Origin of the sequence: Janthinobacterium sp. LS2A (assembly GCF_036543145.1) — a bacterium.
Classification (GTDB): Bacteria; Pseudomonadota; Gammaproteobacteria; order Burkholderiales; family Burkholderiaceae_D; genus Janthinobacterium; species Janthinobacterium aestuarii.
The window spans coordinates 212,741-236,955 of record NZ_JAZHPB010000006.1 but is presented as its reverse complement, the minus strand read 5'-3'; the positions used below and the strand labels follow the sequence as shown (position 1 = coordinate 236,955).

The 24,215-nt window shown below is 63.9% G+C and carries 22 protein-coding genes; 11 read left to right on the top strand and 11 right to left on the bottom strand.

What is annotated here, in order from left to right; genetic code table 11:
- Positions 1-12: 12 nt before the first annotated feature.
- The 5 genes from V3C40_RS18590 to V3C40_RS18570 form a co-directional block, all read right to left on the bottom strand.
- Positions 13-753, bottom strand: coding sequence for an MgtC/SapB family protein (locus V3C40_RS18590; RefSeq protein ID WP_034752834.1), 741 nt, complete (start codon positions 751-753; stop codon positions 13-15).
- Positions 754-1,002: a hypothetical protein gene (locus V3C40_RS18585; RefSeq protein WP_034752831.1), complete on the bottom strand. Its 249-nt coding sequence runs from the start codon at positions 1,000-1,002 to the stop codon at positions 754-756. It abuts the gene before it with no gap.
- Complete coding sequence (locus V3C40_RS18580; protein WP_331778226.1) at positions 1,002-2,813, bottom strand: aminopeptidase P family protein; 1,812 nt, start codon at positions 2,811-2,813, stop codon at positions 1,002-1,004. Before V3C40_RS18580 ends, V3C40_RS18585 begins: the two co-directional genes overlap by 1 nt.
- A gap of 110 nt (positions 2,814-2,923) precedes the next feature.
- Positions 2,924-4,972 (bottom strand): DUF4132 domain-containing protein, encoded by a 2,049-nt coding sequence (locus V3C40_RS18575; protein ID WP_331778225.1) that lies wholly within the window; start codon positions 4,970-4,972, stop codon positions 2,924-2,926.
- On the bottom strand, positions 4,959-5,657 hold the full coding sequence (locus V3C40_RS18570) for a Crp/Fnr family transcriptional regulator (protein ID WP_034752824.1): 699 nt from the start codon (positions 5,655-5,657) through the stop codon (positions 4,959-4,961). The genes V3C40_RS18575 and V3C40_RS18570 overlap by 14 nt, the downstream gene beginning before the upstream one ends.
- Before the next feature lie 180 nt (positions 5,658-5,837).
- On the opposite strand from V3C40_RS18570, the gene V3C40_RS18565 reads away from it, so the two are divergent.
- The 9 genes from V3C40_RS18565 to V3C40_RS18525 all read left to right on the top strand — a co-directional run bounded on the left by V3C40_RS18565 (position 5,838) and on the right by V3C40_RS18525 (position 15,278).
- A complete protein-coding gene (locus V3C40_RS18565; protein ID WP_072455960.1) occupies positions 5,838-7,769 on the top strand; it encodes an AMP-binding protein in 1,932 nt (643 codons plus the stop codon).
- A 14-nt stretch (positions 7,770-7,783) separates the two neighbouring features.
- A complete protein-coding gene (locus V3C40_RS18560) occupies positions 7,784-8,599 on the top strand; it encodes an ABC transporter ATP-binding protein (RefSeq protein ID WP_034753577.1) in 816 nt (271 codons plus the stop codon).
- Between the two features lie 19 nt (positions 8,600-8,618).
- On the top strand, positions 8,619-9,515 hold the full coding sequence (locus V3C40_RS18555) for a branched-chain amino acid ABC transporter permease (protein ID WP_175444594.1): 897 nt from the start codon (positions 8,619-8,621) through the stop codon (positions 9,513-9,515).
- A 78-nt stretch (positions 9,516-9,593) separates the two neighbouring features.
- Positions 9,594-10,652 (top strand): branched-chain amino acid ABC transporter permease, encoded by a 1,059-nt coding sequence (locus V3C40_RS18550; protein WP_319992030.1) that lies wholly within the window; start codon positions 9,594-9,596, stop codon positions 10,650-10,652.
- 58 nt (positions 10,653-10,710) lie between these two features.
- A complete protein-coding gene (locus tag V3C40_RS18545) occupies positions 10,711-12,030 on the top strand; it encodes an ABC transporter substrate-binding protein (protein WP_331778224.1) in 1,320 nt (439 codons plus the stop codon).
- A gap of 124 nt (positions 12,031-12,154) precedes the next feature.
- Positions 12,155-12,991: an ABC transporter ATP-binding protein gene (locus V3C40_RS18540; protein WP_058049338.1), complete on the top strand. Its 837-nt coding sequence runs from the start codon at positions 12,155-12,157 to the stop codon at positions 12,989-12,991.
- A 16-nt stretch (positions 12,992-13,007) separates the two neighbouring features.
- A complete protein-coding gene (locus tag V3C40_RS18535; RefSeq protein ID WP_331778223.1) occupies positions 13,008-13,367 on the top strand; it encodes an MmcQ/YjbR family DNA-binding protein in 360 nt (119 codons plus the stop codon).
- A complete protein-coding gene (locus V3C40_RS18530; RefSeq protein ID WP_331778222.1) occupies positions 13,364-14,620 on the top strand; it encodes a phenylacetate--CoA ligase family protein in 1,257 nt (418 codons plus the stop codon). The genes V3C40_RS18535 and V3C40_RS18530 overlap by 4 nt, the downstream gene beginning before the upstream one ends.
- A 76-nt stretch (positions 14,621-14,696) precedes the next feature.
- The gene (locus V3C40_RS18525; protein WP_099377742.1) at positions 14,697-15,278 is read left to right on the top strand and encodes a hypoxanthine-guanine phosphoribosyltransferase; all 582 of its coding nucleotides are present in this window, start codon (positions 14,697-14,699) and stop codon (positions 15,276-15,278) included.
- Positions 15,279-15,422: 144 nt separating this feature from the next.
- Here V3C40_RS18525 and V3C40_RS18520 read toward each other — a convergent pair whose 3' ends face one another.
- From V3C40_RS18520 to V3C40_RS18510, 3 genes are all read right to left on the bottom strand, one after another.
- Positions 15,423-16,376 (bottom strand): NAD(P)H-dependent flavin oxidoreductase, encoded by a 954-nt coding sequence (locus V3C40_RS18520; RefSeq protein ID WP_034752807.1) that lies wholly within the window; start codon positions 16,374-16,376, stop codon positions 15,423-15,425.
- 98 nt (positions 16,377-16,474) lie between these two features.
- Positions 16,475-17,398: an MBL fold metallo-hydrolase gene (locus tag V3C40_RS18515; protein ID WP_331778221.1), complete on the bottom strand. Its 924-nt coding sequence runs from the start codon at positions 17,396-17,398 to the stop codon at positions 16,475-16,477.
- Between the two features lie 7 nt (positions 17,399-17,405).
- Positions 17,406-17,639 (bottom strand): DUF1289 domain-containing protein, encoded by a 234-nt coding sequence (locus V3C40_RS18510; protein ID WP_070304433.1) that lies wholly within the window; start codon positions 17,637-17,639, stop codon positions 17,406-17,408.
- A gap of 277 nt (positions 17,640-17,916) precedes the next feature.
- On the opposite strand from V3C40_RS18510, the gene V3C40_RS18505 reads away from it, so the two are divergent.
- Positions 17,917-18,330: a CopG family transcriptional regulator gene (locus V3C40_RS18505; RefSeq protein ID WP_034752801.1), complete on the top strand. Its 414-nt coding sequence runs from the start codon at positions 17,917-17,919 to the stop codon at positions 18,328-18,330.
- 54 nt (positions 18,331-18,384) lie between these two features.
- Positions 18,385-19,662 carry an extracellular catalytic domain type 1 short-chain-length polyhydroxyalkanoate depolymerase gene (locus tag V3C40_RS18500; RefSeq protein WP_331778220.1) on the top strand — a complete coding sequence of 426 codons (1,278 nt, stop codon included), beginning with the start codon at positions 18,385-18,387 and terminating at the stop codon, positions 19,660-19,662.
- Here the strand turns inward: V3C40_RS18500 and V3C40_RS18495 are convergent.
- The 3 genes from V3C40_RS18495 to V3C40_RS18485 all read right to left on the bottom strand — a co-directional run bounded on the left by V3C40_RS18495 (position 19,655) and on the right by V3C40_RS18485 (position 24,181).
- Positions 19,655-20,806: a response regulator gene (locus V3C40_RS18495; protein ID WP_331778219.1), complete on the bottom strand. Its 1,152-nt coding sequence runs from the start codon at positions 20,804-20,806 to the stop codon at positions 19,655-19,657. The two genes, V3C40_RS18500 and V3C40_RS18495, sit on opposite strands and share 8 nt — an antisense overlap.
- 31 nt (positions 20,807-20,837) lie before the next feature.
- A complete protein-coding gene (locus V3C40_RS18490; protein ID WP_331778218.1) occupies positions 20,838-23,885 on the bottom strand; it encodes a response regulator in 3,048 nt (1,015 codons plus the stop codon).
- Positions 23,886-23,980: 95 nt separating this feature from the next.
- Positions 23,981-24,181 carry a cysteine-rich CWC family protein gene (locus V3C40_RS18485; RefSeq protein ID WP_331778217.1) on the bottom strand — a complete coding sequence of 67 codons (201 nt, stop codon included), beginning with the start codon at positions 24,179-24,181 and terminating at the stop codon, positions 23,981-23,983.
- Positions 24,182-24,215 lie beyond the last annotated feature (34 nt).

Sequence of the window (24,215 nt, the reverse complement as noted above, 5' to 3'; positions counted from 1 at the left end):
TCAGCATCCATGTCAATTGCGGGCATGCGACAGCTGGAAGCCGGCGATGCCTTCGAAGGCGGCCAGTTCGGCCGACATGGCCGACAGGCTGGCGCCCGTGTTCTTGCCATGCGCGATGGCGACAAAGCGCCATTCCTGCATGCCTTCGTTGCTGCCGATGGTCAGCGAGCCGCCGGCAATGTCGTAGCCGCGCTTGGCGGCCATGCGCCGCAGCGCATCTTCACGGGGAATGAATCCTTGCTTGAAGCGCATGGTGATGGCCACGGCGTGGCGCGACGGCAGCCAGTTCTCCAATTTTGACAGAAAAATCATCGCCATCGCGCACAAAAAGGCCAGGCCCATGGCCGACAGATAAAAGCCGATGCCGACCATGATGCCGATCACGGACGAAGCCCAGATCGAGGCGGCCGTCGTCAGGCCGCTGATATTGAACCCCTCGCGCATGATGACGCCGGCGCCGAGGAAACCCACGCCCGTGACGATGCCCTGGATCACGCGCGTGGGGTCGCTGCCGACGATGGCGCCATGGCCGCCGTACCAGAACTCGGGATAGCCGCCCAGCACCGTCAGCGCGGCCGAGGCCATGCAGACAAGGCTGTAGGTGCGCATGCCCGCCGCGCGCCCGTGATACGAACGCTCGTAACCCACCAGCAAGCCCAGCAGCAGCGCGCCCAGCAGGTTCAGCAGGATCACGCCATTCGTCGCCAGCTCGGCCGGCGACCAGTAGGCGCGCAGGAAGTCGATGGTCGGCATTTAGGGCTTTTTCGTCAGCTGCTTTTCAAACGCCACATCGAGCTTGCTGACGCGGCGCGCCTTTTGCGGTCCCAGGCCATTGACGAAGGCGACAAAGGCATCGAGTTCCAGCGGCGGGCACAAAGGCGGCAAGCCGGGGCCTTCGGTGAGGAAAAACAGTTCATCGCCCGTGCGCGCCATCGTGTAGAGGCGGTTGCCGGTGCGTTCCTTGAGCCGTTCGATGGCGGAGGTGGCGCGGGTCGAGCGCATCAGATGGCTCCCGTGCGCTGTTCCAGCCACGCCAGCGCACCGCCGGCCAGGTGCGGCGCCAGGCGCGCGCGCACGGTGGCGTGATAGTCGTTGAGCCAAGCCGCCTCGTCATCGCGCAACAGCGAGCGTTCCACGCAGCGCGTGTCGATCGGGCACAGGGTCAAGGTTTCGAAACGGAGGAATTCACCGAACTGCGTCGTCCCTGCGGGAACGTTGAGGACCAGGTTCTCGATGCGGATGCCCCACTGGCCAGGGCGATAAATGCCCGGTTCGATGGAGGTGATCATGCCCGCTTCCATGGCCGTCTGCGGCTCCGGCATGGCGGACTGCGAAATCGATTGCGGTCCTTCATGCACGTTGAGGAAAAATCCCACGCCGTGGCCCGTGCCATGGCCAAAGTCGATGCCTTCTGCCCACAGCGGTGCGCGGGCAATCGCGTCCAGCATGGGCGACTTCACGCCGCGCGGGAACTGCGCGCGCGACAGGGCGATCATGCTGCGCAAGACCAGGGTGAAATCGCGCTTGTGCTCGGCCGTGATCGTGCCCACGGGGACGACGCGCGTGATGTCCGTGGTGCCGCCCCAATACTGGCCGCCCGAATCGATCAACAGCAAGCCGTCGCCTTCGATGGTGGCGGCCGTATCCGCATGCGCGTGGTAATGCATGATGGCGCCATGCGCATTGAAGCCGGCGATGGTGCCGAAGCTGGGGCTGACAAAACCAGTGCGGCGGGCGCGGGCGGCCGTCAGGTGTTCGTCAACGCCGATTTCCGTCAACGGCGCGCGCTGCGGGTCGGCCAGGGTGGCGTCCAGCCAGCTGAAAAACTCGCACAGGGCGGCGCCATCCTGCTCCATGGCGGCGCGCACGTGGGCCGCTTCACTGTCCGTCTTGCGCGACTTGGCCAGGGTGGTCGGGTTGATAGATTCGACCACCCGCACGCCATCGGCCACGGCCTGGCGCGTGCCGAACGTGATGCGGCGCGGGTCCAGCAGCAAGGTGGCGCCGGCCGGCAAGGCGGCCAGCGCGGCCGCCGTGCGGTCATACGCGGCCACGTCCACGCCTTCGCTTTCCAGGGTGGCGCGCAGGGCGGAGGCGACTTTGCCGTCGGCGACGAACAGCGTGGCGCGCTCGGGACCCACCAGCGCATGCGCGAGGAAGACGGGGTTGTAACTGACGTCGGCGCCGCGCAGGTTGAACAGGTAGGCGATATCGTCGAGGGTGGAAATCACATGGTGGCTGGCGCCGTGGGCCGCCATGCTGGCGCGCAGGGCCGCCAGTTTCTGCGTGCGCGACAGCGACGGATAGGCGGCCGCATGCTCAACCACGGGCGCGGCCGGCATGGCCGGGCGATCGGGCCAGACGGCTTGCAGCACGTCGGTGTCCGTGCGCAGGGTCACTTGCTCACCCAGCGCCTGCTGCAGCAGGCGCGCATTGGCCAGGCCCAGCACGGCACCGTCGACGGCCACCGTTTGCCCCGGCTGCATGGTCTCGCCCAGCCAGTCGATATACAGCACGCTGGCGCCGGACGGGATTTTTTTGAGGACGATGCCGCTGCCGGCCAGCTCGTCTTCCGCCTGTTCCCAGTAGCGGCCATCGGTCCACACGCCGGCAAAATCCTGCGTCACGACCAGGGTGCCGACGGAACCCGTAAAGCCCGACAGCCACTCGCGGCCCTGCCAGCGCGCCGGCAGGTACTCGGACAAATGCGGGTCGGCCGATGGCACGATCAGGGCATCGATATGCTGCGCGCGCATGGCGCTGCGCAGCAAGGTCAAACGGGAGGCGGGATTACTGTGAACGGATGTCTGCATGGCGGCGAAAAGGTGCTGTGCTGGGAAGCGATCATGATACTCCGATTGCCGGCAATGCAGTACTCACGCAGCCTCAGAGCCAGGATCAGATCAGGATGCGGGGCTCATCTTCAACGCTTGAGCAGCTGGCCGGCGAGGCCGACGATTTTTTCCAGCAGCGCCTCATCGTGCGGCAGCCAGGGCACGGCGCCCAGCTTGTTCCCCTTCACAAGCACCTCGGTCGCCACTTCAGCGCCGTCCAGCGTGACCCTGCCGGTGACCAGGTGAATCGCATGCCTGCCTACCGTCAGGTGACGCGGTTCGAGCGCCATGCGCCCGGCTTCGATCTGCTGCGCAAACACCTGACGCAGCACGGTGCGCGGCATGCCCGCCATCGGCCCCGGTGCCAGATTGGCCAGGTAAAACAGGCGCTCTTCGCGCTGCGCGCTTTGCTCTTCTTCCACCAGCGCCAGGGTGCTGGCGCTGACCAGCAGGTCCACCGCGCGGCACGCTTCCGAATACGCCACCGGCGCCATCGGCATCATCTGCGCGGGCGCCAGTCCATTTGACGTGCAGGCGCCGCCCGCGCCTGGATATACGCGTCCTCCGAGGCGCAGCAATACGCGCCAGGCGCCGAACTGGCGCGACAAGCCTTCATCGTCATCCAGCCGCCAGCCTTCGCTGCGGGCCAGTCCCAGCAAGGTAGGCAGCGACAACTGGTAGCCGGCAAATGGGGCGCTGCCGTCGCCGGACGGTGCATATATTTCACGATACACCTGGCGCAGCGGCTGGCGCACGCGCCGCTGCGCGAGCAGCGCCTGCCAGGCGGCGCGCTGCTCACCGCTGCCGTGCAGGGGATGCCACAGGCCGATGTCGCCGTTTTCAGGCAATTGCACTGGCTGCCCCTGCGCATCGATGGTCCCCTCGCCATCAAGCATAAAAGCCTGGCCGTCGGCCGTGCGCCAGACCAGCGCGCGCGCCACCATATCGATATCGGCATCGTCGCGCAAGGCGCGCCATTGGTCCAGGCTAAACCACACCTCGCTGGCGTAGCCCGCTTCCAGGCGGCGCGCCAGCATGGCCTGGCGCCGCTTGCCCATGGGGCCGGGCATGCCGATCCTCCAGGCGATATCGGGCCGCTCGGCCAGCGCCCGTTCGGCCGGTTTCAGATTGCGTTCCAGCTTCTTGCGGATGCCCGCATGGCGCACCTGCGCCAGCGCCGTGCGCAGGGCCAGCAAGCTTTCGGGCGTGGGGATGGTTTCCACCGCATGGCCCAGCGCCATCGCCAGCGATTGCGACGGCGCGCTTTTTGCCGCGCCGGGCGCCACGCATGCCAAAGGCAGCAAGACGGCGATCACGGGCCGGAACCAGGCATCATCGCGATAGGCGGCGACCCGCGCGGCGCGCGCCAGCACCGGAGAGTCTGCCGTGGCAAAGGCGGCATCGGCCGCATACGGCACGCTGCCGTCATGGATGGCGGCGATATGGCGCGCCGCCTGTTCCAGTATCGTGCGCGCAAAATCGACATACGCCGCATCGTCGGCCAGCACCTCGGCGGGATCCGCCTCGCCGATACTGTTGCGGTTCCAGAAGCTGCTATGGGGCGAACCGGCCAGCGCCAGCAGGGACGCTTGCGCCAGCTGCGGCAGCAGTGCCAATTCCTGCAAGGTCAATGGCATCGGATAACGGGCGTGGGGCTCCTCCATCAGCTGCGCAAATTGGGCAGGGGCGTCGTCGCCAGCAAGGCGCGCCAGCAGCCAGGCCTGGTAGGGCCGCTCGACCCAGCCCGAGGTTTCGCCGAGAATGCGCCGCGCCTGCGCCGCCGTGTCTGCCGGTGCCTCGCCCTGCAGGCAGGCCAGGCAGCCGATGACATACTCCCATTCCCCGTTGTAATCAGCGGCCGCGTCGAGCGCGTCGAGGAACACGGCGCCGGCCAGCAGCGGCGCCAGTCCGGCCTCAGTCACCTGTTCCAGCAGCGTGTGCGCCAGATTAAACCGCGCAATATCATCATGGCCGAAGCGCGCCGCGCGGTGCAATGCACCCCAGATGGCGCCCAGTTCTTCCGGTGTCCAGTCGTTGAAATCGACAGGCGGCCCCGCGAACCGCGCATGGTCGACGGCAGCACCCTCGAGGCGCGCACGCAGCGCTGCGGCACGGCTGGAGACTTCAGTCTCCATCATCGGCCTCGTAGCGGCGCAAGCCTTCCAGGTCCAGCACGCGGATACCGCCGTAATCGAGGCGCAATAAACCTTTTTTTTCCAGCACCTGCAAGGCCTGGTTGGCGCGCTGGCGCGAGGAACCGGACAGCAGGCCGATTTCTTCCTGCGACAGTTGCACCAGGGTGTCCACGCTCGGGTACAGATGCGAATGGAACATCGACGCCAGGCAGCGCGCCACGCGCGTGTTCAGGTCGAGCAGGCGCTCGTTTTCCATCATGCCGATGAACTGGCCCAGGCGCTCGTTGAGCTGCATCAGCAGGAAGCGCGTGAATGGCAGGCTCGTTTCCAGCAGCCAGTGGAAGGTGCTGGCAGGCAGGCGCGCCACGCGCGTGTCGCGCACGGCGATGGTGTCGTATTTGCGCATCTCGCGCTTGAGCAGCGAACCTTCGCCAAACCAGCTGCCCGGTGACAAGCCCGTAAACGTCATGGCCTTGCCGGAAGCGGAAAAATTATTCATCTTGACCATGCCGCTGATGACGCCGATCCAGTTGTCCACCGGCTCGCCCTTGCGGCAGACAAAGCCGCCTTTCGGCACGAAAGTCTCGAACACATCGGCCTCGACCCGGGCCATTTGCACGGGGTCGAGCAATTGCGCCCAGTGGGCCGCGCGCACGGCATCCTTGAGGCTGATATCAGGATTGATCATTGTGCGATGCACCATCGAAAAGTGGGTAAATGTCCCCGAAAAGACAACTTGGCAAACTAACGCAAGCTACTATCATTGCACAAACGCCTTACACATAAAAAACACAGAGCGCCATCCAACGAGGTGGGGCCTGAGACAAGCAACAGGGAGACACTGGTGCAAACGAATACCACAGCAGCAATGCCGACTTTTCCGCGGCGCTTATTGCAACACGGGACAGTACGATCCGACAAGCCCGCCTTTCGCGAAAAATACCTGGGCATCTGGCAAACCTGGACCTGGTCCGAGGTGAACGAGGAAGTGCGCGCGCTGGCCTGCGGCCTGGCCGCCATCGGCTTCCAGCGCGGCATGAACTTGGCCATCATCGGCGACAACCGTCCCCGCCTGTACTGGGCCATGCTGGCCGCGCAAAGCCTGGGCGGCGTGCCCGTGCCACTGTACCAGGACGCGCCGGCCGCCGACATGGCCTATGTGCTGCAGGATGCGGAAATCCGCTACGCCATCGTCGAAGACCAGGAGCAGGTCGACAAGCTGCTCGAACTCAAGGCCCTGTATCCGCACGTCGCCCACATCGCCTATGACGATGAACGGGGCATGCGCCATTACCGCCAGCCGGAGCTGACGTCCTTTGCCGCCCTGCAGACGCTGGGCCGGGCCTATGACCGCGAACACCCGGGCTTTTTCGACGCCGCCGTGGCAGCGGGCCAAGGCAGCGACTCGGCCGTGATCCTGTACACCTCGGGTACCACGGGCAAGCCGAAGGGCGTGTGCCAGAGCCATACGGCACTGCTGGCAGCCGGCGAAGGCGGCGTCGCCTTCGACAAGCTCACCGACAATGAAGACATCCTGTCCTACCTGCCCATGGCGTGGGTCGGCGACTGCCTGTTCTCGCTGGCGCAAGCCATGGTGGCCGGCTTCACCGTCAACTGCCCCGAATCGGGCGACACGGTGATGATCGACATGCGCGAAATCGGCCCCACCTGCTACTTTGCACCGCCGCGCGTGTTCGAGAACATGCTCACCAGCGTGATGATACGCATGGAAGACGCGAGCAGCATCAAGCGCCACATGTTCAGCCATTTCATGGACGTGGCCAAGCGCTGCGGCGCGCAGATTTTGGACGGCAAGCCCGTGCCGCTGGCGGACCGTCTCAGCTACAAGCTGGGCGAACTGCTCGTCTACGGCCCCCTGAAAAACGTGCTGGGACTTTCGCGCGTGCGCGTCGCCTACACGGCCGGCGCCGCCATCGGCCCCGACCTGTTCCGCTTCTACCGCTCCATCGGCGTCAACCTCAAGCAGCTGTACGGCTCGACCGAAACCTGCGCCTATGTGTGTCTGCAACCGGACGGCAATATCAAGTTCGACAGCGTCGGCTTGCCCGCACCGGGCGTGGAAGTCAAGCTGGCGGCCAATGGCGAAGTGCTGGTCAAGTCGCCCGCCACCATGAGCGGCTACTTCAAGCGCCCCGACGCCACGGCCGAAGTGATCGACGATCACGGCTACTTCCATACGGGCGACGCGGGCGTGTTCGACAGCGAAGGCCATCTGAAAATCATCGACCGCGCGGCCGACGTGGGCAAGATGAATTGCGGCGCCATGTTCGCGCCCAACTACATCGAAAACAAGCTCAAGTTCTTCCCCTTCATCAAGGAAGTGGTGGCCTTCGGCCATGCGCGCGACCAAGTGTGCGCCTTCATCAACATCGACATCGAAGCAGTGGGCAACTGGTCCGAGCGGCGCGGCATCGCCTACTCCGGCTATACGGATCTGGCGGCGCGCGACGAAACCTATGGCTTGATCCGCGACTGCATCGAGCAGGTCAACGCGGAACTGGCGGCCGACCCGCTGATGGACCGCACGCAGGTGCACCGCTTCCTCGTGCTGCACAAGGAACTCGACCCGGACGACGACGAGCTGACGCGCACGCGCAAGGTGCGCCGCAAATTCATCGCCGAAAAGTACGCGGTGCTCATTTCTGCCCTGTATGAAGGCAAGACAACGCAATACATCGAGACCCAGGTGAAATTCGAGGACGGCCGCACCGGTTCGACCAGCGCCGACCTGCAGATCTGGGACAGCAAAACGTACCGGCCCCAAGGCCTGGCCGCATGATGGAGCACAGCACGATGCAAATGAACGAACCCGACGCCCATTTCGGCACGGCCCGCAAGGCGGGCCCCGTGATCCTCGACCTGAAGAACATCTCGCTGTCGTTCGGCGGCGTGAAAGCGCTGACCGACATCTCGTTCGACGTGAAACAACATGAAATCCGCGCCATCATCGGCCCGAACGGCGCCGGCAAAAGCTCGATGCTGAACGTGATCAACGGTGTGTACCGCCCGCAGCAGGGCGAAATCATCTACCGGGGCGAGCACCGGCGCGGCATGGACTGCTATGCGGCCGCCAAATCCGGCATCGCGCGCACCTTCCAGAACATCGCCCTGTTCAAGGGCATGACGGTGCTCGACAACATCATGACGGGGCGTAACCTCAAGATGAAGTCGAATTTCCTGCTGCAAGCCCTGTACTGGGGCCCGGCGCGGCGCGAGGAAATCGAGCACCGCAAGAAGGCAGAAGAGATCATCGACTTCCTGGAAATCCAGGCCATCCGCAAGACGCCCGTGGGGCGCCTGCCCTACGGCCTGCAAAAGCGCGTGGAACTGGGCCGCGCGCTGGTGGCCGAACCGGAAATTTTACTGCTCGATGAACCGATGGCCGGCATGAACGTGGAAGAAAAGCAGGACATGTGCCGCTTCATCCTCGACGTCAACGACCAGCTGGGCACGACCATCGTGCTGATCGAGCACGACATGGGCGTGGTGATGGATATCTCCGACCGCGTGGTGGTGCTCGATTACGGCAAGAAGATCGGCGACGGCACGCCCGACGAGGTGCGCAGCAACCAGGATGTCATCAACGCCTATCTCGGCGTGGCGCACTAGACGAGGAATAGCAATGAATATCAATTTTTTCTTTGAAGTGCTAATCGGCGGCCTGCTGTCGGGCGTCATGTACGCGCTGGTGGCGATCGGCTTCGTCCTGATCTACAAGGCCTCGGGCGTGTTCAACTTCGCGCAGGGAGCGATGGTGTTTTTCGCCGCCCTCACCTGCGTCGGCATCATGGACAAGTTCGGCCTGTCGCTGTGGCTGGCCATCCCGCTGACGATGGTAACGATGATCGTGCTGGGCATGGCGATTGAAAAAGTCGTCTTGCGCCCCCTCGTCAACCAGCCAGAGATCACGCTGTTCATGGCCACCATCGGCCTGACCTTCTTCATCGAAGGGCTGGCGCAGCTGATGTGGGGCTCGCAGGTGCACAAGCTGGACCTGCCCATCGAAGACGTGCCGATGCCCTTCCTGATGGACCATTTCAACATCATCATCTCGCAATTCGACGTGGTGGCGGCCGGCATCTGCGCGCTGCTGGTGATCTGCCTGGCCTTGCTGTTCTCGAAAACCAAGGTGGGCCGCGCCCTGCGCGCCGTCGCCGACGACCACCAGGCGGCGCTGGCCGTGGGCATTCCGCTGCAGCGCATCTGGGCCGTCGTGTGGGGCGTGGCGGGCCTGGTGGCGATGGTGGCCGGCTTGCTCTGGGGCGCGCGCAACGGGGTGCAGTTCGCCCTCACCTTCATCGCCCTGAAAGCGCTGCCGGTGCTGATCCTCGGCGGCTTTACGTCGGTGCCGGGCGCCATCGTCGGTGGCCTGATCATCGGCGCGTCGGAAAAGCTGGCCGAAGTCTACCTCGGTCCCATGGTGGGCGGCGGCATCGAAGGCTGGTTCCCGTATGTGCTGGCCCTGCTGTTCCTGCTGGTGCGTCCGGAAGGCCTGTTCGGCGAGAAGATCATCCGACGAATATAAGGCCCCAAGAGCATCGTAGGTCGGATTAGCCGAAGGCGTAATCCGACAAACACCCCAACAGCCAGTAAAGGACACGCCATGATTTACCGTGAAGCAGGACAATTCAAGACCAGCTACCAGGCTGACAACCAGATTTTCCCGATCAGGCAAGACCGCCTGGCGCTGACGGCCACGCTGCTCGTCGCCGTCTTCCTCCTGCCGTATTTCGCCTCGCCCTACATGCTGTCGGCGATCCTGATCCCCTTCCTGATCTTTACCCTGGCGGCGCTGGGCCTGAACATCCTGACCGGTTACGCGGGCCAGCTGTCGCTGGGCACGGCCGCCTTCATGGCCGTGGGCGCCTTTGCCTCGTATAACTTCATGGCCCGCCTGCCTGGCTTGCCGCTGCTCGTGTCCTTCATCCTCGGCGGTCTGTGCGCAGCCATGGTGGGCATCGCCTTCGGCCTGCCGTCCTTGCGCATTCGCGGCTTTTACCTGGCCGCCTCCACCCTGGCGACGCAGTTCTTTGTCGTCTGGTGCCTGACCAAGATCCCGTATCTGACCAACTACAGCTCCTCGGGCGTGATCACGGTGCAGAAGATGACCATCCTCGGCTACCAGTTCGACACGCCGCAAAGCAAATACCTGCTGGTACTGGCGATTGTCGCCGGCATGGCGCTGCTGGCCAAGAACATGATCCGCTCGAACGTGGGCCGCTCGTGGATGGCCGTGCGGGACATGGACATGGCAGCCGAAGTGATCGGTTTCAGACTGATGCGCACCAAGCTGCTGGCGTTTGCCGTCAGCTCCTTCTACTGCGGCGTGGCCGGCGCCCTGTATGCGTATGCCTACCTGGGCACGGTGGAGCCGGAAGCGTACAACCTGGACCTGTCCTTCCGCATCCTGTTCATGATCATCATCGGCGGCGTCGGTTCGATTCTCGGCTCCTTCCTCGGCGCGGCCTTCATCGTACTGCTGCCCGTCTTCCTGAACACCATCGCGCATGGCCTGGCATTGCCGACCAGCGTGGCTTCGAACCTGGAACTGATGGTGTTCGGCGCGCTGATCATTTTCTTCCTGATCGTCGAGCCGCACGGCCTGGCCAGGCTGTGGCAGATCGCGAAGGAAAAGTTGAGACTCTGGCCCTTCCCACACTAAGTTTTTGCAGTCGATGTCGGTTCACTTGAATACCAAATAAAACAAGAGGAGACACATAATGAAACACATCAAATCGCTCATGCTGGCCGCCGCCATCGCCAGTACCGCACTCACCATGGCCGGCAGCGCGCAAGCGCAGGACAAGGAACAGTACATCGCCCTGCCGTCCTACCGCGTGGGTCCGTATGCGGCCGGCGGCTCCGGTTTCTACGGCGGCATCATCGATTACTTCAACCTGGTCAACCAGGCCGGCGGCGTCAATGGCGTGAAAATCAGCTGGGAAGAATGCGAAACCGAATACAACCCGTCGCGCGGCGTCGAATGCTATGAACGCCTGAAAACCAAGCAGGGCGGCGCCACCCTGGTCGAAACCCTGTCCACGGGCGTCGCCTACGGCATCCTCGACCGCGTGGCGCAGGACAAGATCCCCATGACGATGATCGGCTACGGCCGCTCGGACGCCGCCAACGGCAAGGTCTTCCCGTATGTGTATCCGCTGATCTCCAGCTACTGGAGCCAGGCCGCCGCCATGATCAAGTACCTGGGCGACAAGGATGGCGGCATGGACAAGCTGAAAGGCAAGAAGATCGTCCACCTGTACCACGATTCTGCCTTCGGCAAGGAGCCGCTGCCCGTGCTCGAAGCGCTGTCGAAACAGTACGGCTTCGAGCTGGTGAAAATCCCCGTCGCGCCGCCGGGCAGCGAACAGCAATCGCAATGGCTGCAAATCCGCCAGGCCAAGCCGGACCACGTGATCCTGTGGGGCTGGGGCGTGATGAACTCCGTCGCCATCAAGACGGCGCAGCGCAACGGCTTCCCGCGCGACAAAATGCTGGGCGTCTGGTGGGCCGGCTCCGAGGAAGACACGATTCCATCGGGTGACGCGGCCAAGGGCTACACGGCGATGACGTTCAATACCCCTGGCAACTACCCCGTGCTCGACGACATCCGCAAGAAACTCTACGCGTCCGGCAAGGGCAACCTGTCCGACCAGTCGCGCATCGGCTCCGTCTACCACATGCGCGGCGTGACGGCCGGCATCCTGTGGGTGGAAGCGATCCGCGTGGCGCAGGAAAAATTCGGCAAGGGCAAACCGATCACGGGCGAGCAGATGCGCTGGGGCCTGGAAAACCTGAACGTCGACGATGCGCGCCAGAAGGCCGTCGGTGCGCTGGGCATGTTCCCGACCGTGAAAACCAGCTGCGACGACCATGAAGGTTCGGGCGCCGTCAAAGTGCAGCAGTGGGATGGCAAGAAGTGGACCGCCATCACGCCGAAATGGATCGTCGGCGACAAGGCCCTGGTGCGCAAGCTGGTCGAGGAATCGTCGGGCAAGTACGCCGAAGAGAAAAAGATCACGCCGGCGTGCATGAAGTAAGCGGCTTTCGGGGTGGTGTCGGATTACGGCCTGCGGCCTAATCCGACCTACGCCGCATCCACGTAGGTCGGATTAGCGTAGCGTAATCCGACAAGCACCAACATCACATGAAAACGAAGCAGCCATGACACCCACTGCCACGCAAACACCAGACACCGCGCCGCCCTACCTGTCGGTGAACAACATCGAAGTCATCTACGACCACGTGATCCTGGTCCTGAAGGGCGTGTCGCTGCAAGTCCCGCAGGGCAAGATCGTGGCGCTGCTGGGCGCCAACGGCGCCGGCAAGTCGACCACCCTGAAAACCATCTCGACCCTGCTGCGCGGCGAACGCGGCGACGTCACCAAGGGCGAAGTCCAGTTCAAGGGCGAGCGCGTGGACCAATTGACGCCGAATGAACTGGTCAAGCGGGGCCTGTCGCAAGTGATGGAAGGGCGCCACTGTTTCGGCCACCTGACTATCGAGGAAAACCTCTTGACCGGCGCCTACACGCGCAGCCTGTCGCGCGGCGAACTGAAAGACGCGCTGGACAAGGTCTACCACTACTTCCCGCGCCTGAAAACGCGGCGCAGCAGCCAGGCCGGCTACACCTCGGGTGGCGAGCAGCAGATGTGCGCCATCGGCCGCGCGCTGATGGCCAAGCCGTCGATGATTTTATTGGACGAGCCCTCGATGGGCATCGCACCGCAGATCGTCGAAGAGATCTTCGGCATCGTCAAGGATTTGAACCACAAGGAAAACGTCTCTTTCCTGCTGGCCGAACAGAACACCAACGTGGCGCTGCGCTACGCCGACTTCGGCTACATCCTGGAAAACGGCAGAGTCGTGATGGAAGGGCAAGCGCAGGAACTGGCCAGCAACGAAGACGTCAAGGAGTTTTACCTGGGCGTGTCCAGCGCCGGGCGCAAGAGCTTCCGCGACATGAAGTTCTACCGCCGCCGCAAGCGCTGGCTGGCCTGATATCGGAGCTGCCGTCATGGACTTGGAACGGGCGAAGCAAGTGTGCCGCGGCTTTCCCGGCGCGACAGAAGACATCAAATGGAGCAACGTGCTGGCGTTTTCTGTCGGTGGCCGCCTGTTCGCGCTATGCGGCGCGGAAGCGCACAGCACGCGCGGCATGAGCTTCAAGGTCGATGCGGAGCGCTTCCTGGAATTGACGGACCGTCCCGGTTTTCGCCCGGCGCCCTATCTGGCGCGGGCCAAATGGGTGCTCGTCGCCAGCCCCGACGCCCTCAATGACGACGAAATGGCCGCCCTGCTGCACCGCTCATACAGCCTGATTTTTGCGGGGCTGACGAAAAAAATGCAACGTGACATTGGAGAATCCGCAACATGACCGATACGCTCGACAGTCTGGAAGCACGCGCCCCCGAAGCGCGCGAACGCGAATTGATGGCCGGCCTGCCGCAGTTGATCGCGCGCGCGCAACAGGCGCCGGGCTGGGCCCGCATCCTCGATGGCGTCAACGCGGCCGACATCACCAGCCGCGCCGCGCTGGCGCAGCTGCCCGTCACGCGCAAGTCCGATCTCAAGCAATTGCAGCACGGCGCGCTGCCGTTCGGCGGCTTGAACACGACGCCGAAGAACGCCCTGTCGCGCGTCTTCGTCTCGCCCGGTCCCATCTTCGATCCGGAAGGCCGCGGCCCCGACTGGTGGCGCTTTGCGCGGCCCATGTATGCGGCCGGCGTGCGCGCCGGCGGCTTGTTGCAGAACTGCTTTTCGTATCACTTCACGCCGGCCGCCTTCATGGTCGAAGGCGGCGCCGCGCGCATCGGCTGCACCGTCATCCCGGCCGGCATCGGCCAGACGGAAATGCAGGTGCAGGCGATGGTCGACCTGAAACCGGATACGTATATCGGCACGCCGTCGTTCCTGAAACTGATCATCGAGAAGGCGCGCGAAATGGGCGCCGACATCAGCAGCGTCACCAAGGCCGTGATGGGCGCCGAAGCCTTGCCCGAATCCCTGCGCAGCTGGTTTGCCGCGAACGGCGTGCCGCACGTATTCCAGACCTATGCCTCGGCCGATATCGGCAGCATCGCCTATGAGACGGCCAGCAATGGCAAACTCAATCCGGGCATGGTCGTTGATGAAAACATACTGCTGGAAATCGTCCATCCGGGCAGCGGCATTCCCGTGGCGCCGGGTGAAGTGGGCGAAGTCGTCGTCACCGTCTTCAATGCCGACTACCCGCTGATCCGCTTTGCCACGGGCGATCTGTCGGCCGTGCTGGTCGATACGCCGGAGTCGCCGTGCGGACGCACGAATACGCGCATCAAGGGTTGGATGGGGCGCGCCGATCAAACCACCAAGGTGCGCGCCATGTTCGTGCATCCGTCGCAAGTGCATGAAATCGCGCGCCGCCACCCGCAAATCAAGAAGGCGCGGCTGGTGGTATCGGGACGCATGGCCAACGACGAGATGGCTTTGCATTGCGAAGTCGACAATCCCCATGACGCCAGCGGCACCGAGGCCATCATCGGCTCGATCCGCGAACTGACCAAGCTGCGCGGCGACGTGGTGCTGGTGGCCGTGGGCAGCCTGGCGCAGGATGGGAAAATAATCGACGACGTGCGCGATTACAGCTAGGCGTAGCGCACGGATGGCGTTTGCGGGATAATACCCGCATTCATCATCAGCCCCATTCATCGCCATGCAAGAGTCCATGCAAGAATTTCATCACAATCGTGCCCGTGACCTGATCAAGAACGCGGAACTGCTGTTCGACCAAGACGCCGTGCAGGCGTCGATCACGCGCATGGCCGATGTGCTCAACACGCGCTTCAACGCCGAGGACTCGAAAGAGTTCCCGCTGGTGCTGGGCGTGATGGGCGGCGCCGTCGTATTTACGGGCAACCTGCTGCCGCAACTGAGCTTTCCGCTCGAATTCGACTACATCCACGTGAGCCGCTACGGCGACGACGACAAAGGCGGCGAAGTGGTGTGGAAAGTCATCCCTCGCTCGAACGTGGCGGGCCGCACCGTCATCGTGCTCGACGATATTCTCGACGAAGGCGAAACCCTGGCGCACGTCAAGCAGCGCTTGCTGGACATGGGTGCTTCGGAAGTGATCCTGGCCGTGTTCGCCGACAAGGCCATCGGCAAGAAAAAGCCCGTGCAAGCCGACATCGTCGGCCTGGTGATACCGAACCGCTTCGTCGTCGGCTTCGGCATGGATGCGTATGGCTACTGGCGCAACCTGCCGGGCCTGTGGGCCATCAAGCCTGAGGATTTGAAGCAGGAGTGATGGAGGTGTTGTCGGATTACGCGCTGCGCGCTAATCCGACCTACCACTGCCCGGTGGCGTAATCCGACACCGCCATCATAGGTCGTAGGTCGGATTAGCGGCGGCACGCCGCGTAATCCGACACCACCACCATCGCAACAACGATTACAGCTTCAACCGCGCGCGCGCCGCATCGTATTCGGCTTTCAGGCGCGCCACCATCTCTTCCACGCTCGGCACGTCATCCATCAAGCCCACGCCCTGGCCCGCGCCCCAGATGTCGCGCCAGGCCTTGGCGCTGCCCGAGCCGAAATTCATCGCGCTCTTGTCCGCTTCGGGCAGGGCTTCCGGATCGAGTCCGGCCGCTTCGATCGATTTTTTCAGGTAATTGCCGTGCACGCCAGTAAACAGGTTCGTGTAGACGATGTCGGCCGCGCTGGAATCGACGATGGCGTCGCGGTAGCCATCGCTGACGTTCGATTCCTTGGTTGCCAGCCAGCGCGAGCCGATGTAGGCAAAGTCCGCGCCCATCGCTTGCGCGGCCAGCACGGCGTCGCCCGTGGCGATGGAGCCGGACAGCGCCAGCGGACCGTCGAAGAATTTGCGCACTTCGCCCACCAGCGCGAATGGCGACAGGGTGCCCGCGTGGCCGCCGGCGCCACTGGCCACCAGGATCAAGCCATCGACACCGGCTTCCAGCGCCTTTTTCGCGTGACGGATCGAGATCACGTCATGCAGCACGATGCCGCCATAGCTGTGGATGGCGTCGAGCATTTCCTTGGGCGGCGCGCGCAGCGAGGAAATGATGATGGGGATCTGGTGTTTGACGCACACTTCCACGTCATGCGCGAGGCGGTCGTTCGACTGGTGCACGATCTGGTTGACGGCGATCGGCCCGACTTTCTTGTCCGGATTGGCGGCCTGGAAGGCGGCCAATTCGGCCTGCAGCTCCGTGAGCCAGGTGTCGAGCAATTCAGCGGGACGCGCGTTCAGGGCCGGGAAGGAACCGACGATGCCGGCCTTGCACTGCGCCGCGACGAGGGCCGGGCCGCTGGCGATGAACATCGGCGAAGCGATAACGGGTAAGGAGAGGTTTTGCAACGCAACAGGCAATGCCATGGCGGACTCGCTGGAAAGTTGATCGGGATGAGAAACACACTGAGCTTGATTATAGTGCAGAAAAAGTACGATCGTGCTGAATTTATCGCACTTACGCCTCAACCCTCATTAAGCAAGTACTCACCCTCGACGCGCGCCGCCGTGGCCCGCATCAACTGGGAAACGGCCCACTCGGCCAGCGCGGCCGCCTCCTGGCGCAGGAAGCGCCGGTTCGCCTCTTCGAAGACGGGCATGCCGCGCAGCAGGGCCGGTATCTCGGCGAGGGCGATGCGCTGGCGTTCCAGCAGCAGGAATTTGAGCAGCACTTTCACGGCGTTCTGCGCATTGCGCACGGGGTCGGACACCAGGTAATCGAGGCGCGAATAGGCGCGCTGCAGGGCGCCGGCCGTATCCTGGAACGGCCGCCCGTGGCCGGGGATCACCACGCGCACGTCCAGGCCGGCGATCAGATCCAGGGTGGCGCGCGCTTCCAGAAAGCCGGAGCCGCCATCGAGTTCGGGGAAGATCACGCCAAAGCCGTTTTCCCACAGCGCGTCGGCGGAGATCAGGATGCCCTCGTCGGCGCAGTAAAAAATCAGCGAGTGCGGATCATGGCCCGGCGCGCCCAGCGCTTGCCAGTGCATGTCGGCCAAGGTCAACGTGTCGCCGGGCGAGACGGTGGCGTCAAAGCCGAAGCGCGGGCATTGCTGGCCCGTGGCCTGAAAACTCAGGGCGTCGACATCCCACGCGCGCACCTTGTCCGCTTCCGACACGGGAATGGCCGTATGGCAGCCGTATTCCTCTTGCAGCAGCGCGTTGCCGCCGCAATGGTCGGAATGCAGATGGGTGTTGAACAGGCGGTCCAGCGGACGGCCGGCAAGGCTATGGCGCAGCAGGGCCAGGGTTTGCGGCGCATGTGTGACATAGCCGCTGTCGATCAGGGCCGTGTCGTCCCGGCCCAGTAACAGGATGTTGTTCGACGAGAGCCAGCCGCGTTCGAACACCTGCATGGCATCGGGGAACAGCGCTGGCGATCGCGGCATGGCTTCCTCAGTAGTCGGGCTCGAAATCGAGCAGTGATTCGCGTCCTGGCAATTCGGCCCACACGGCGCGCTTGAAGTCGTCGTCGGCCTTGCTCCAGGCAATGATCTCGTCGAGCGTGCGCAAACAGCCTTCGCACAAGCCGCTGTTGCGGTTCATCTTGCACAGGCTGACGCAGGGCGACGGTACCGGCGACGGCAAGGGAAGCGGAACGGCTGGCGGAGGTGGGGTAGCGACCATCATGGAGCGGCATCGGTAAACGTGGAGGCTTCATTATGCCGCGAAACGGCGCCGGCGAGTCGGCGGCGTCGGCATGCAATATTTCTGTGGATATATTTTCTAGAGTAAAAATGATCAAAAACGCATCTTCGGGAAATTTATTTTGCGGTGCATTCTCACTCTGCGGGTACCCGTCCTACAACACGAGCAGGCCAGATCCTGCTTGACTTGAGATATTACACAACTATACTACCATCCATACAGATGGCAATTGGATGCCACGTGGAGTTTTTGGAGAGATATGGCCAAGCAAGACAGCAAGCCCAAAATTGGGGAATCCGAGAAAATCACGATCAACCTCGGCTTGATCGACCTGGGGCAGATCGATCTGCTGGTCCAGGAGGGATTTTATTCCAACCGTACGGATCTGATCCGTACGGCCATACGCAACCAGCTGGGTACGCACGCCGACGTGGTGAAACAAACCGTCGCCCGTAAAAGCCTGGTATTGGGCATGCAGCATTACTCGCGCGCCGACCTGGAGGCGATCCAGGCAGCCGGCCAGCGCCTGCAGATACAGGTGCTGGGACTGGCCAGCATCGCCAGCGACGTCTCCGTGGAACTGGCACTGGCCACCATCGAGTCGATTTTCGTATTAGGTGCCCTGCACGCCAGCACCGTCGTCAAGACGGCGCTCGCAGGGCGAATTCACTAGCGTATTGGTTCGCGGCGATGACCCGGCCGATGCGCTGCACCGTTAAGGATGGTCATGAAACTACCTCTCAACATGCTGGCGCAGATGCGCGCCGCAACCCGCAACCTGATGGGCAGCGGTCCCGCCGCCGCCACCGAGGCGATCCAGCAGGCGCTGTCCGCCGCCGGCCTGGCGCCGCAAGCGGCAGCCACGCAAACGCCGCCACCACAGCCGATGCGCGACATTAATCCACCACCTGCGCCGCCACCTGCGCAAGCCCGAGCCGAGCAGCCGCAAGCCGCCGCCGCACCAGAAACGCCTGCCGCCCCTCCCACGCCCGCACAGGCGGCGCAGGACTTCGCGCAGGATTTCATGTCGCGCCTGGGCGTGCCCGCCGGCCTGGGCCAGCACAGCTTCGACATGCCCAGCTTCGAGCTGCCGAACTTCCACCCGCCCGGTTTCAATGCGCCAGCCGCCACGCCGGTGGAGATCCCCGCTGGCGCGCAATTCATCGACGGCGTGTACCGCAACCATGCTGGCACGCGCTCGTACAAACTGTATATCCCCAGCAGCTATCACGGCCAGGCCATGCCGCTGATCGTGATGCTGCACGGCTGTACGCAAAATCCCGACGACTTCGCCGCCGGCACGCAGATGAATGCGCTGGCCGAAGAGAAGGAGTGCTTTGTCGTCTACCCAGCACAGACGCAGGGCGCCAACAGTTCGCGCTGCTGGAACTGGTTCAACGCCATCGACCAGCAGCGCGACCAGGGCGAACCGTCGCTGATCGCCGGCATCGCGCAGCAAGTGATCGACGAATACCCGGTCAATGAACGTGAAGTGTTCGTTGCCGGCCTGTCGGCGGGCGGCGCCATGGCCGTCATCGTCGGCACCTTGTACCCGGATTTGTTTGCCGCCGTCGGCGTGCATTCGGGCTTGCCCTTCGCTTCGGCGCAGGACTTGCCGTCGGCGCTGGCAGCCATGAAGGGCGGCGCCATGCCCAATGCCCAGCGCAAGGCGCCTGCCGGCGGCGTGCCCATCATCGTCTTCCACGGCGACCGCGACACCACCGTCAACCCGCGCAATGGCGATGAACTGATTGCCCAGGGCGTGCGCAGCCAGGCGGGCGGCAAGGCGGCGAAAGCCGCTTCCATCGACGGCAGCGTGCCCAATGGCCACCGCTACACGCGCACCACGCACAGCCAGGCCGATGGCTCGCCGCTGGGCGAGCACTGGGTCATCCACGGCGCCGGCCATGCCTGGTCCGGCGGCAGCGATAACGGCAGCTATACGGATGGAAAAGGGCCGGACGCCAGCCGCGAGATGCTGCGCTTCTTCAAGACCGTCAGCTGATGTTGTCGGTGTAGGGCGCGATCTGCCGCTGCTTGTCGGCGATCTCGCATACACCGTCGGCATAGCGGTGGGAGATGGCGATGAACTGGTCCTGGATCTGCAAAAAGGCATCGACGATCTCGGCGTCGAAATGCGAACCGCGTCCCTCGACGATGATACGCACGGCCTGCGCATGGTCCATGCCCTGCTTGTAGATGCGCCGGCTGATCAGGGCATCGTACACATCGGCCAGCGCCATCAGGCGCGCTGAAATCGGGATGTCTTCGCCAGCCAGCCCTTGCGGGTAGCCGCTGCCATCCCATTTTTCATGGTGGCTGTAGGCGATCTCTTTCGCGTACTTGAGAAAATCGACTTCGATGCCCAGCTCGTGCTCGGCCGCCAGGATGGCGTCGCGCCCCAGGGTGGTGTGCGTCTTCATGATGGCCATTTCGTGCGGCTCGAAACGTCCCGGCTTGAGCAGGATATGGTCGGGGATGCCCACCTTGCCGATGTCGTGCAGCGGCGCCGTCTTGAACAGCAGTTCGATATTCTTGTCCGTCAAAAAATCGCGGAAACGCGGCAAGCCGCGCACCTTCTCGGCCAGCGCCTTCAGGTAGTGCGAGGTGCGGCGGATATGGTTGCCCGTCTCGCTGTCGCGCGTCTCGGCCAGCGAGGCCATGGCGTGGATGGTGACGTCCTGCAGCGCCGCCACTTCCTGCACGCGGCGCTCCACTTCCGTTTCCAGGTACTGGTTCTGGTCGCGCAGGAAATCCTGCATCTGCTTCATCGCCAGCTGCGTCCTGATGCGCGCCAGCACGATGGGCGCCGAGATCGGCTTGGTGATGTAGTCGACGGCGCCCAGGGCCAGGCCCAGCTGCTCGTCCGCCACTTCGCTCATGGCCGTGACGAAAATCACGGGGATGCCGGCCGTGGCGGGATCGGCCTTCAGCGCGCGGCACACGTCGTAGCCGCTCATGCCCGGCATCATGATGTCGAGCAGGATCAGGTCGGGCTGGTCGCTGCCGGCGGCGATCTTCAGGGCGCGCTCGCCATTGACGGCGATCTTGGTGCGGTAGTCGTCTTCCAGCACCGCGCGCAGCAGGTCGATATTGTCTGGCGTGTCGTCGACCACCAGGATGGTTGGCTTGCTTGCCGGCACTCTCATGCCCGTCCTTCGTTCTGCATCATTATCCTTCTCACAGTGTCAGCTCCAGCGCATCGGCCACTTCGCCCAGCTGCGCCAGCGCACCTTCGAAATCGTATTGTCCCAGCATGCGCTTCAACTGGCGCGCGTGTTCCGCCTGCCCCGCCGCGACCAGCGCGGGGCCGATGCCGTCGAGGTGCTTGACGGCCTGCGCATCGTCCTGCTGCAGCAGCTGCGACAGTTCGCGCAAGCCCGCTTCCAGGCGCGCCCGGTCCACCGGCGCCACGTGCGCCAGCGCCGCGCCGCCCGGCTCGGCCGCATGGCCGCGCGACTGCATGGCCAGCACGATCTTCGGCACCAGCTCGTCGAGCGCCAGGGTGCAGGCGGCCAGCGCCTGCGGCAAGCCGTCGTGCGAGCCCAGGCTGAGCAAGTGCTCGACCCGCGCGGCGCTGTCGGCCAGGCCGCCGGCGCCGATATTGCCGGCCAGGCCTTTCAGGGTATGCGCTTCGCGGATGGCCGTTTCCAGCTGGTTGTTCTCGATGGCGGCAACGATGCGCTGCATGGCGTCGAACTGGGTTTCCACGAAGCGGTCCAGCAATTTTCGCATCAAAGCGGCATTGCCGCCCACGCGGCGCATGGCTTCCGCCATTTTCAGGCCCGCGATCACGGGCAGCTCCGCTTCCGGCTGCGCCACTACCGCCGCCATTTCCTGCGGCGTGGCCGGCGCAATCCAGCGTGCCAGGGTGCCGAACAGCTGCGCCACGTCGATCGGCTTGGCGATGAAATCGTTCATGCCGGCGTCCAGGCATTTTTCCTTGTCGCCCACCATGGCGTTGGCCGTCATGGCGATCACGGGCAAATTCGAATAGCGGGGATCCTGGCGCAGCTTGCGCGTCGCCTGGTAGCCATCCATCACCGGCATCTGGCAATCCATCAGCACGCCGTCATAGGCGTTTTCCGCGATCTTCGCCAGCGCGATGGCGCCATTGCCCGCGATGTCGACGCGGATGCCGGCATCGTTCAGGATATGCTGCGCCACTTCCTGGTTCACTTCATTATCCTCGACCAGCAGCAGCCAGGCGCCGCGCAGGGCGCGCTCGTCGTCGCGGTAGCTGCTCTGGCGCTGCGTCTTGCGGCTCTGCCCAGTCACGCCGCCAAACACGAACGCAATCTGGTCGAGCAGGGTCGAGGCGCTGATCGGCTTGTTCAATACGCCGTCGAGCGGCAAGTCGCGCTGGCGCGCCGCCTCCAGCAGCGCTTCGCGATGGAAGGCCGTGACCATGATGCAGGCCGGCGTCGCATCGATGCCGGCGGCATCGGCGCGGATACCGGCCAGGGTATCGAGGCCGTTCATGCCCGGCATTTTCCAGTCCATCAGCACCAGCCCGTACGGCCGCCCCTCGGCGCGCGCCTGCGCCACGGCGCCGATGGCCAGCGCGCCGCCAAGCACGGCACGCGCCTCAAAGCCCAGCGCCGTGAGCATGCTGACGAAGATTTCACGCGCGCTGGGGTTGTCGTCGACCACCAGCACGCGCAGGCCATGGAATTGCTGTGGCAATAGCAAATTATCGCGCGGCACGGCGGCCAGGCCGAAGCGGGCCGTGAAGAAAAAGGTGCTGCCCACACCCGCTTCGCTGACCAGGTCGATCTCACCTTCCATCATTTCCACCAGCCGCTTGCTGATGGTCAGCCCCAGGCCCGTGCCGCCATGGTGGCGCGTGGTGGACGTGTCGGCCTGCGTAAAAGCCTGGAACAATTTGCTGCGCTGGGGCGGCGTGAGGCCGATGCCCGTGTCGCGCACGTCCACGCGCAAGACAGCCGCATGTTCCTCCAGCTGCTGCAGGCGGATAGTGACGACGATCTCGCCCTTGTCCGTAAATTTGATGGCGTTGTTGGTCAGGTTGATCAGCACCTGGCCCAGGCGCAGCGGATCGCCCTGCAGGGCGTTCGGCACGTCGGGGGCGACGTCGAACAGCAGTTCGAGTCCCTTGTCCTGCGCGCGCATCACGGACAGGTCGGCGATCTGCGCCAGCACGTCCTCGAGGAAGAAATCGACTTTTTCAAAGGCCATCTTGCCCGCCTCGATCTTCGAGAAATCAAGGATATCGTCGATGATGGCCAGCAGGTTCTTCGAAGCCGATTCCACCTTTTCCAGGTAGTTGCGCTGGGTCGACGTCAGTTCCGTCTGCAGCGCCAAATGGGTCATGCCGATGATGCCGTTCATCGGCGTACGGATTTCGTGCGACATATTGGCGAGGAAATCCGACTTCATCTTGGTCGCATCCTCGGCCACTTCGACGGCGTGGCGCAGGTCCTGCTCGACGGCCAGGCTGGTGCTCATGTCCTTGAGCGCCTGCAGCAATTCGCCCGTCTCGTCGCGCGACGTCACTTCGATGACGGAACTGAGGTCGCCATTGGCCACGCGCGTGGCGATCGCCACCGCCTCGCCCAGCGGACGCGTGATCGAGCGCGCCGACCAGGCAAAGGCAAGACCCGTCAGCAAGGCCGCCAGGCCGATGCCGCCCATCAGCAGCAGCGAGGTGTCGATGTCGTTGCGTATCCTGGCGGCGCTGTCGCGGATCAGCTGCTGCTGCAGGTCGTCGAGCTGGCCCACGTACAGCAGCACTTTTTCCAGCACCGGCAAGGTCTGCGTCTGCATGGCCTGCTCGGCGCGGGCATGCTCGCCGCGCTCGACCAGCTCGAACATCGCCTTGAGCGACACATAGTAGTCGGCGCGTGCCAGGTGCATCTGTTCCAGCAGACGCCGTTCCTCGGGCCGCGCATCGAGGCCGTCGAGAATGCGCACCTGCTCGTCGATGCCTTGCTTGATCGCTTCCAGGCGCGCCTGGTTCGCCTGGCGCAGCGCCAGCTCGTGCTGGTTCGGCAGGTTGCCGATGCGCGTGGCCGCCTCGCGCGCCAGCCCGTGGATCTTGCTGGTGGCCTTGGCGGCGACCCAGTCGCGCTGCAGGATATCGTCGGTCTCGGCGCGGATGGCATAGATGCGGCTGCCGGAAAGGACGATGACGACCAGCATCAGCACGATCAACATGGCATAACCGGCATTGATGCGCACGCCGATACTGATATCCCTGAAGCGCATAACTTTCCTATAAGAAATTCTTGAAAGTCGAAGTCTGAGCGTATTCCCCTACAAAATGCAAGGTCTTTTGCAAAGGAAAAAGTATGCCGATGCGCTTATTTGGCCGCTGTCAGGACTTTTGCAGGCGGCGTCAGGGTGGCGATATGGGCTTGCAGGCACGCGGGGCACCAGCATCCCGCAGCGCCACCGGGCACGGGAACGGCCGGCGGCAGGGCCACGCACCAGCAGGGCTCGTTGGCGTCCGGGTCAAGCTGGCCGCACTGGAAGGCGGCGCCGCACAGGCTGCACTGGCTCATGGCTGTGTGTGAATTGGCAAGTGTGTGTCATGCC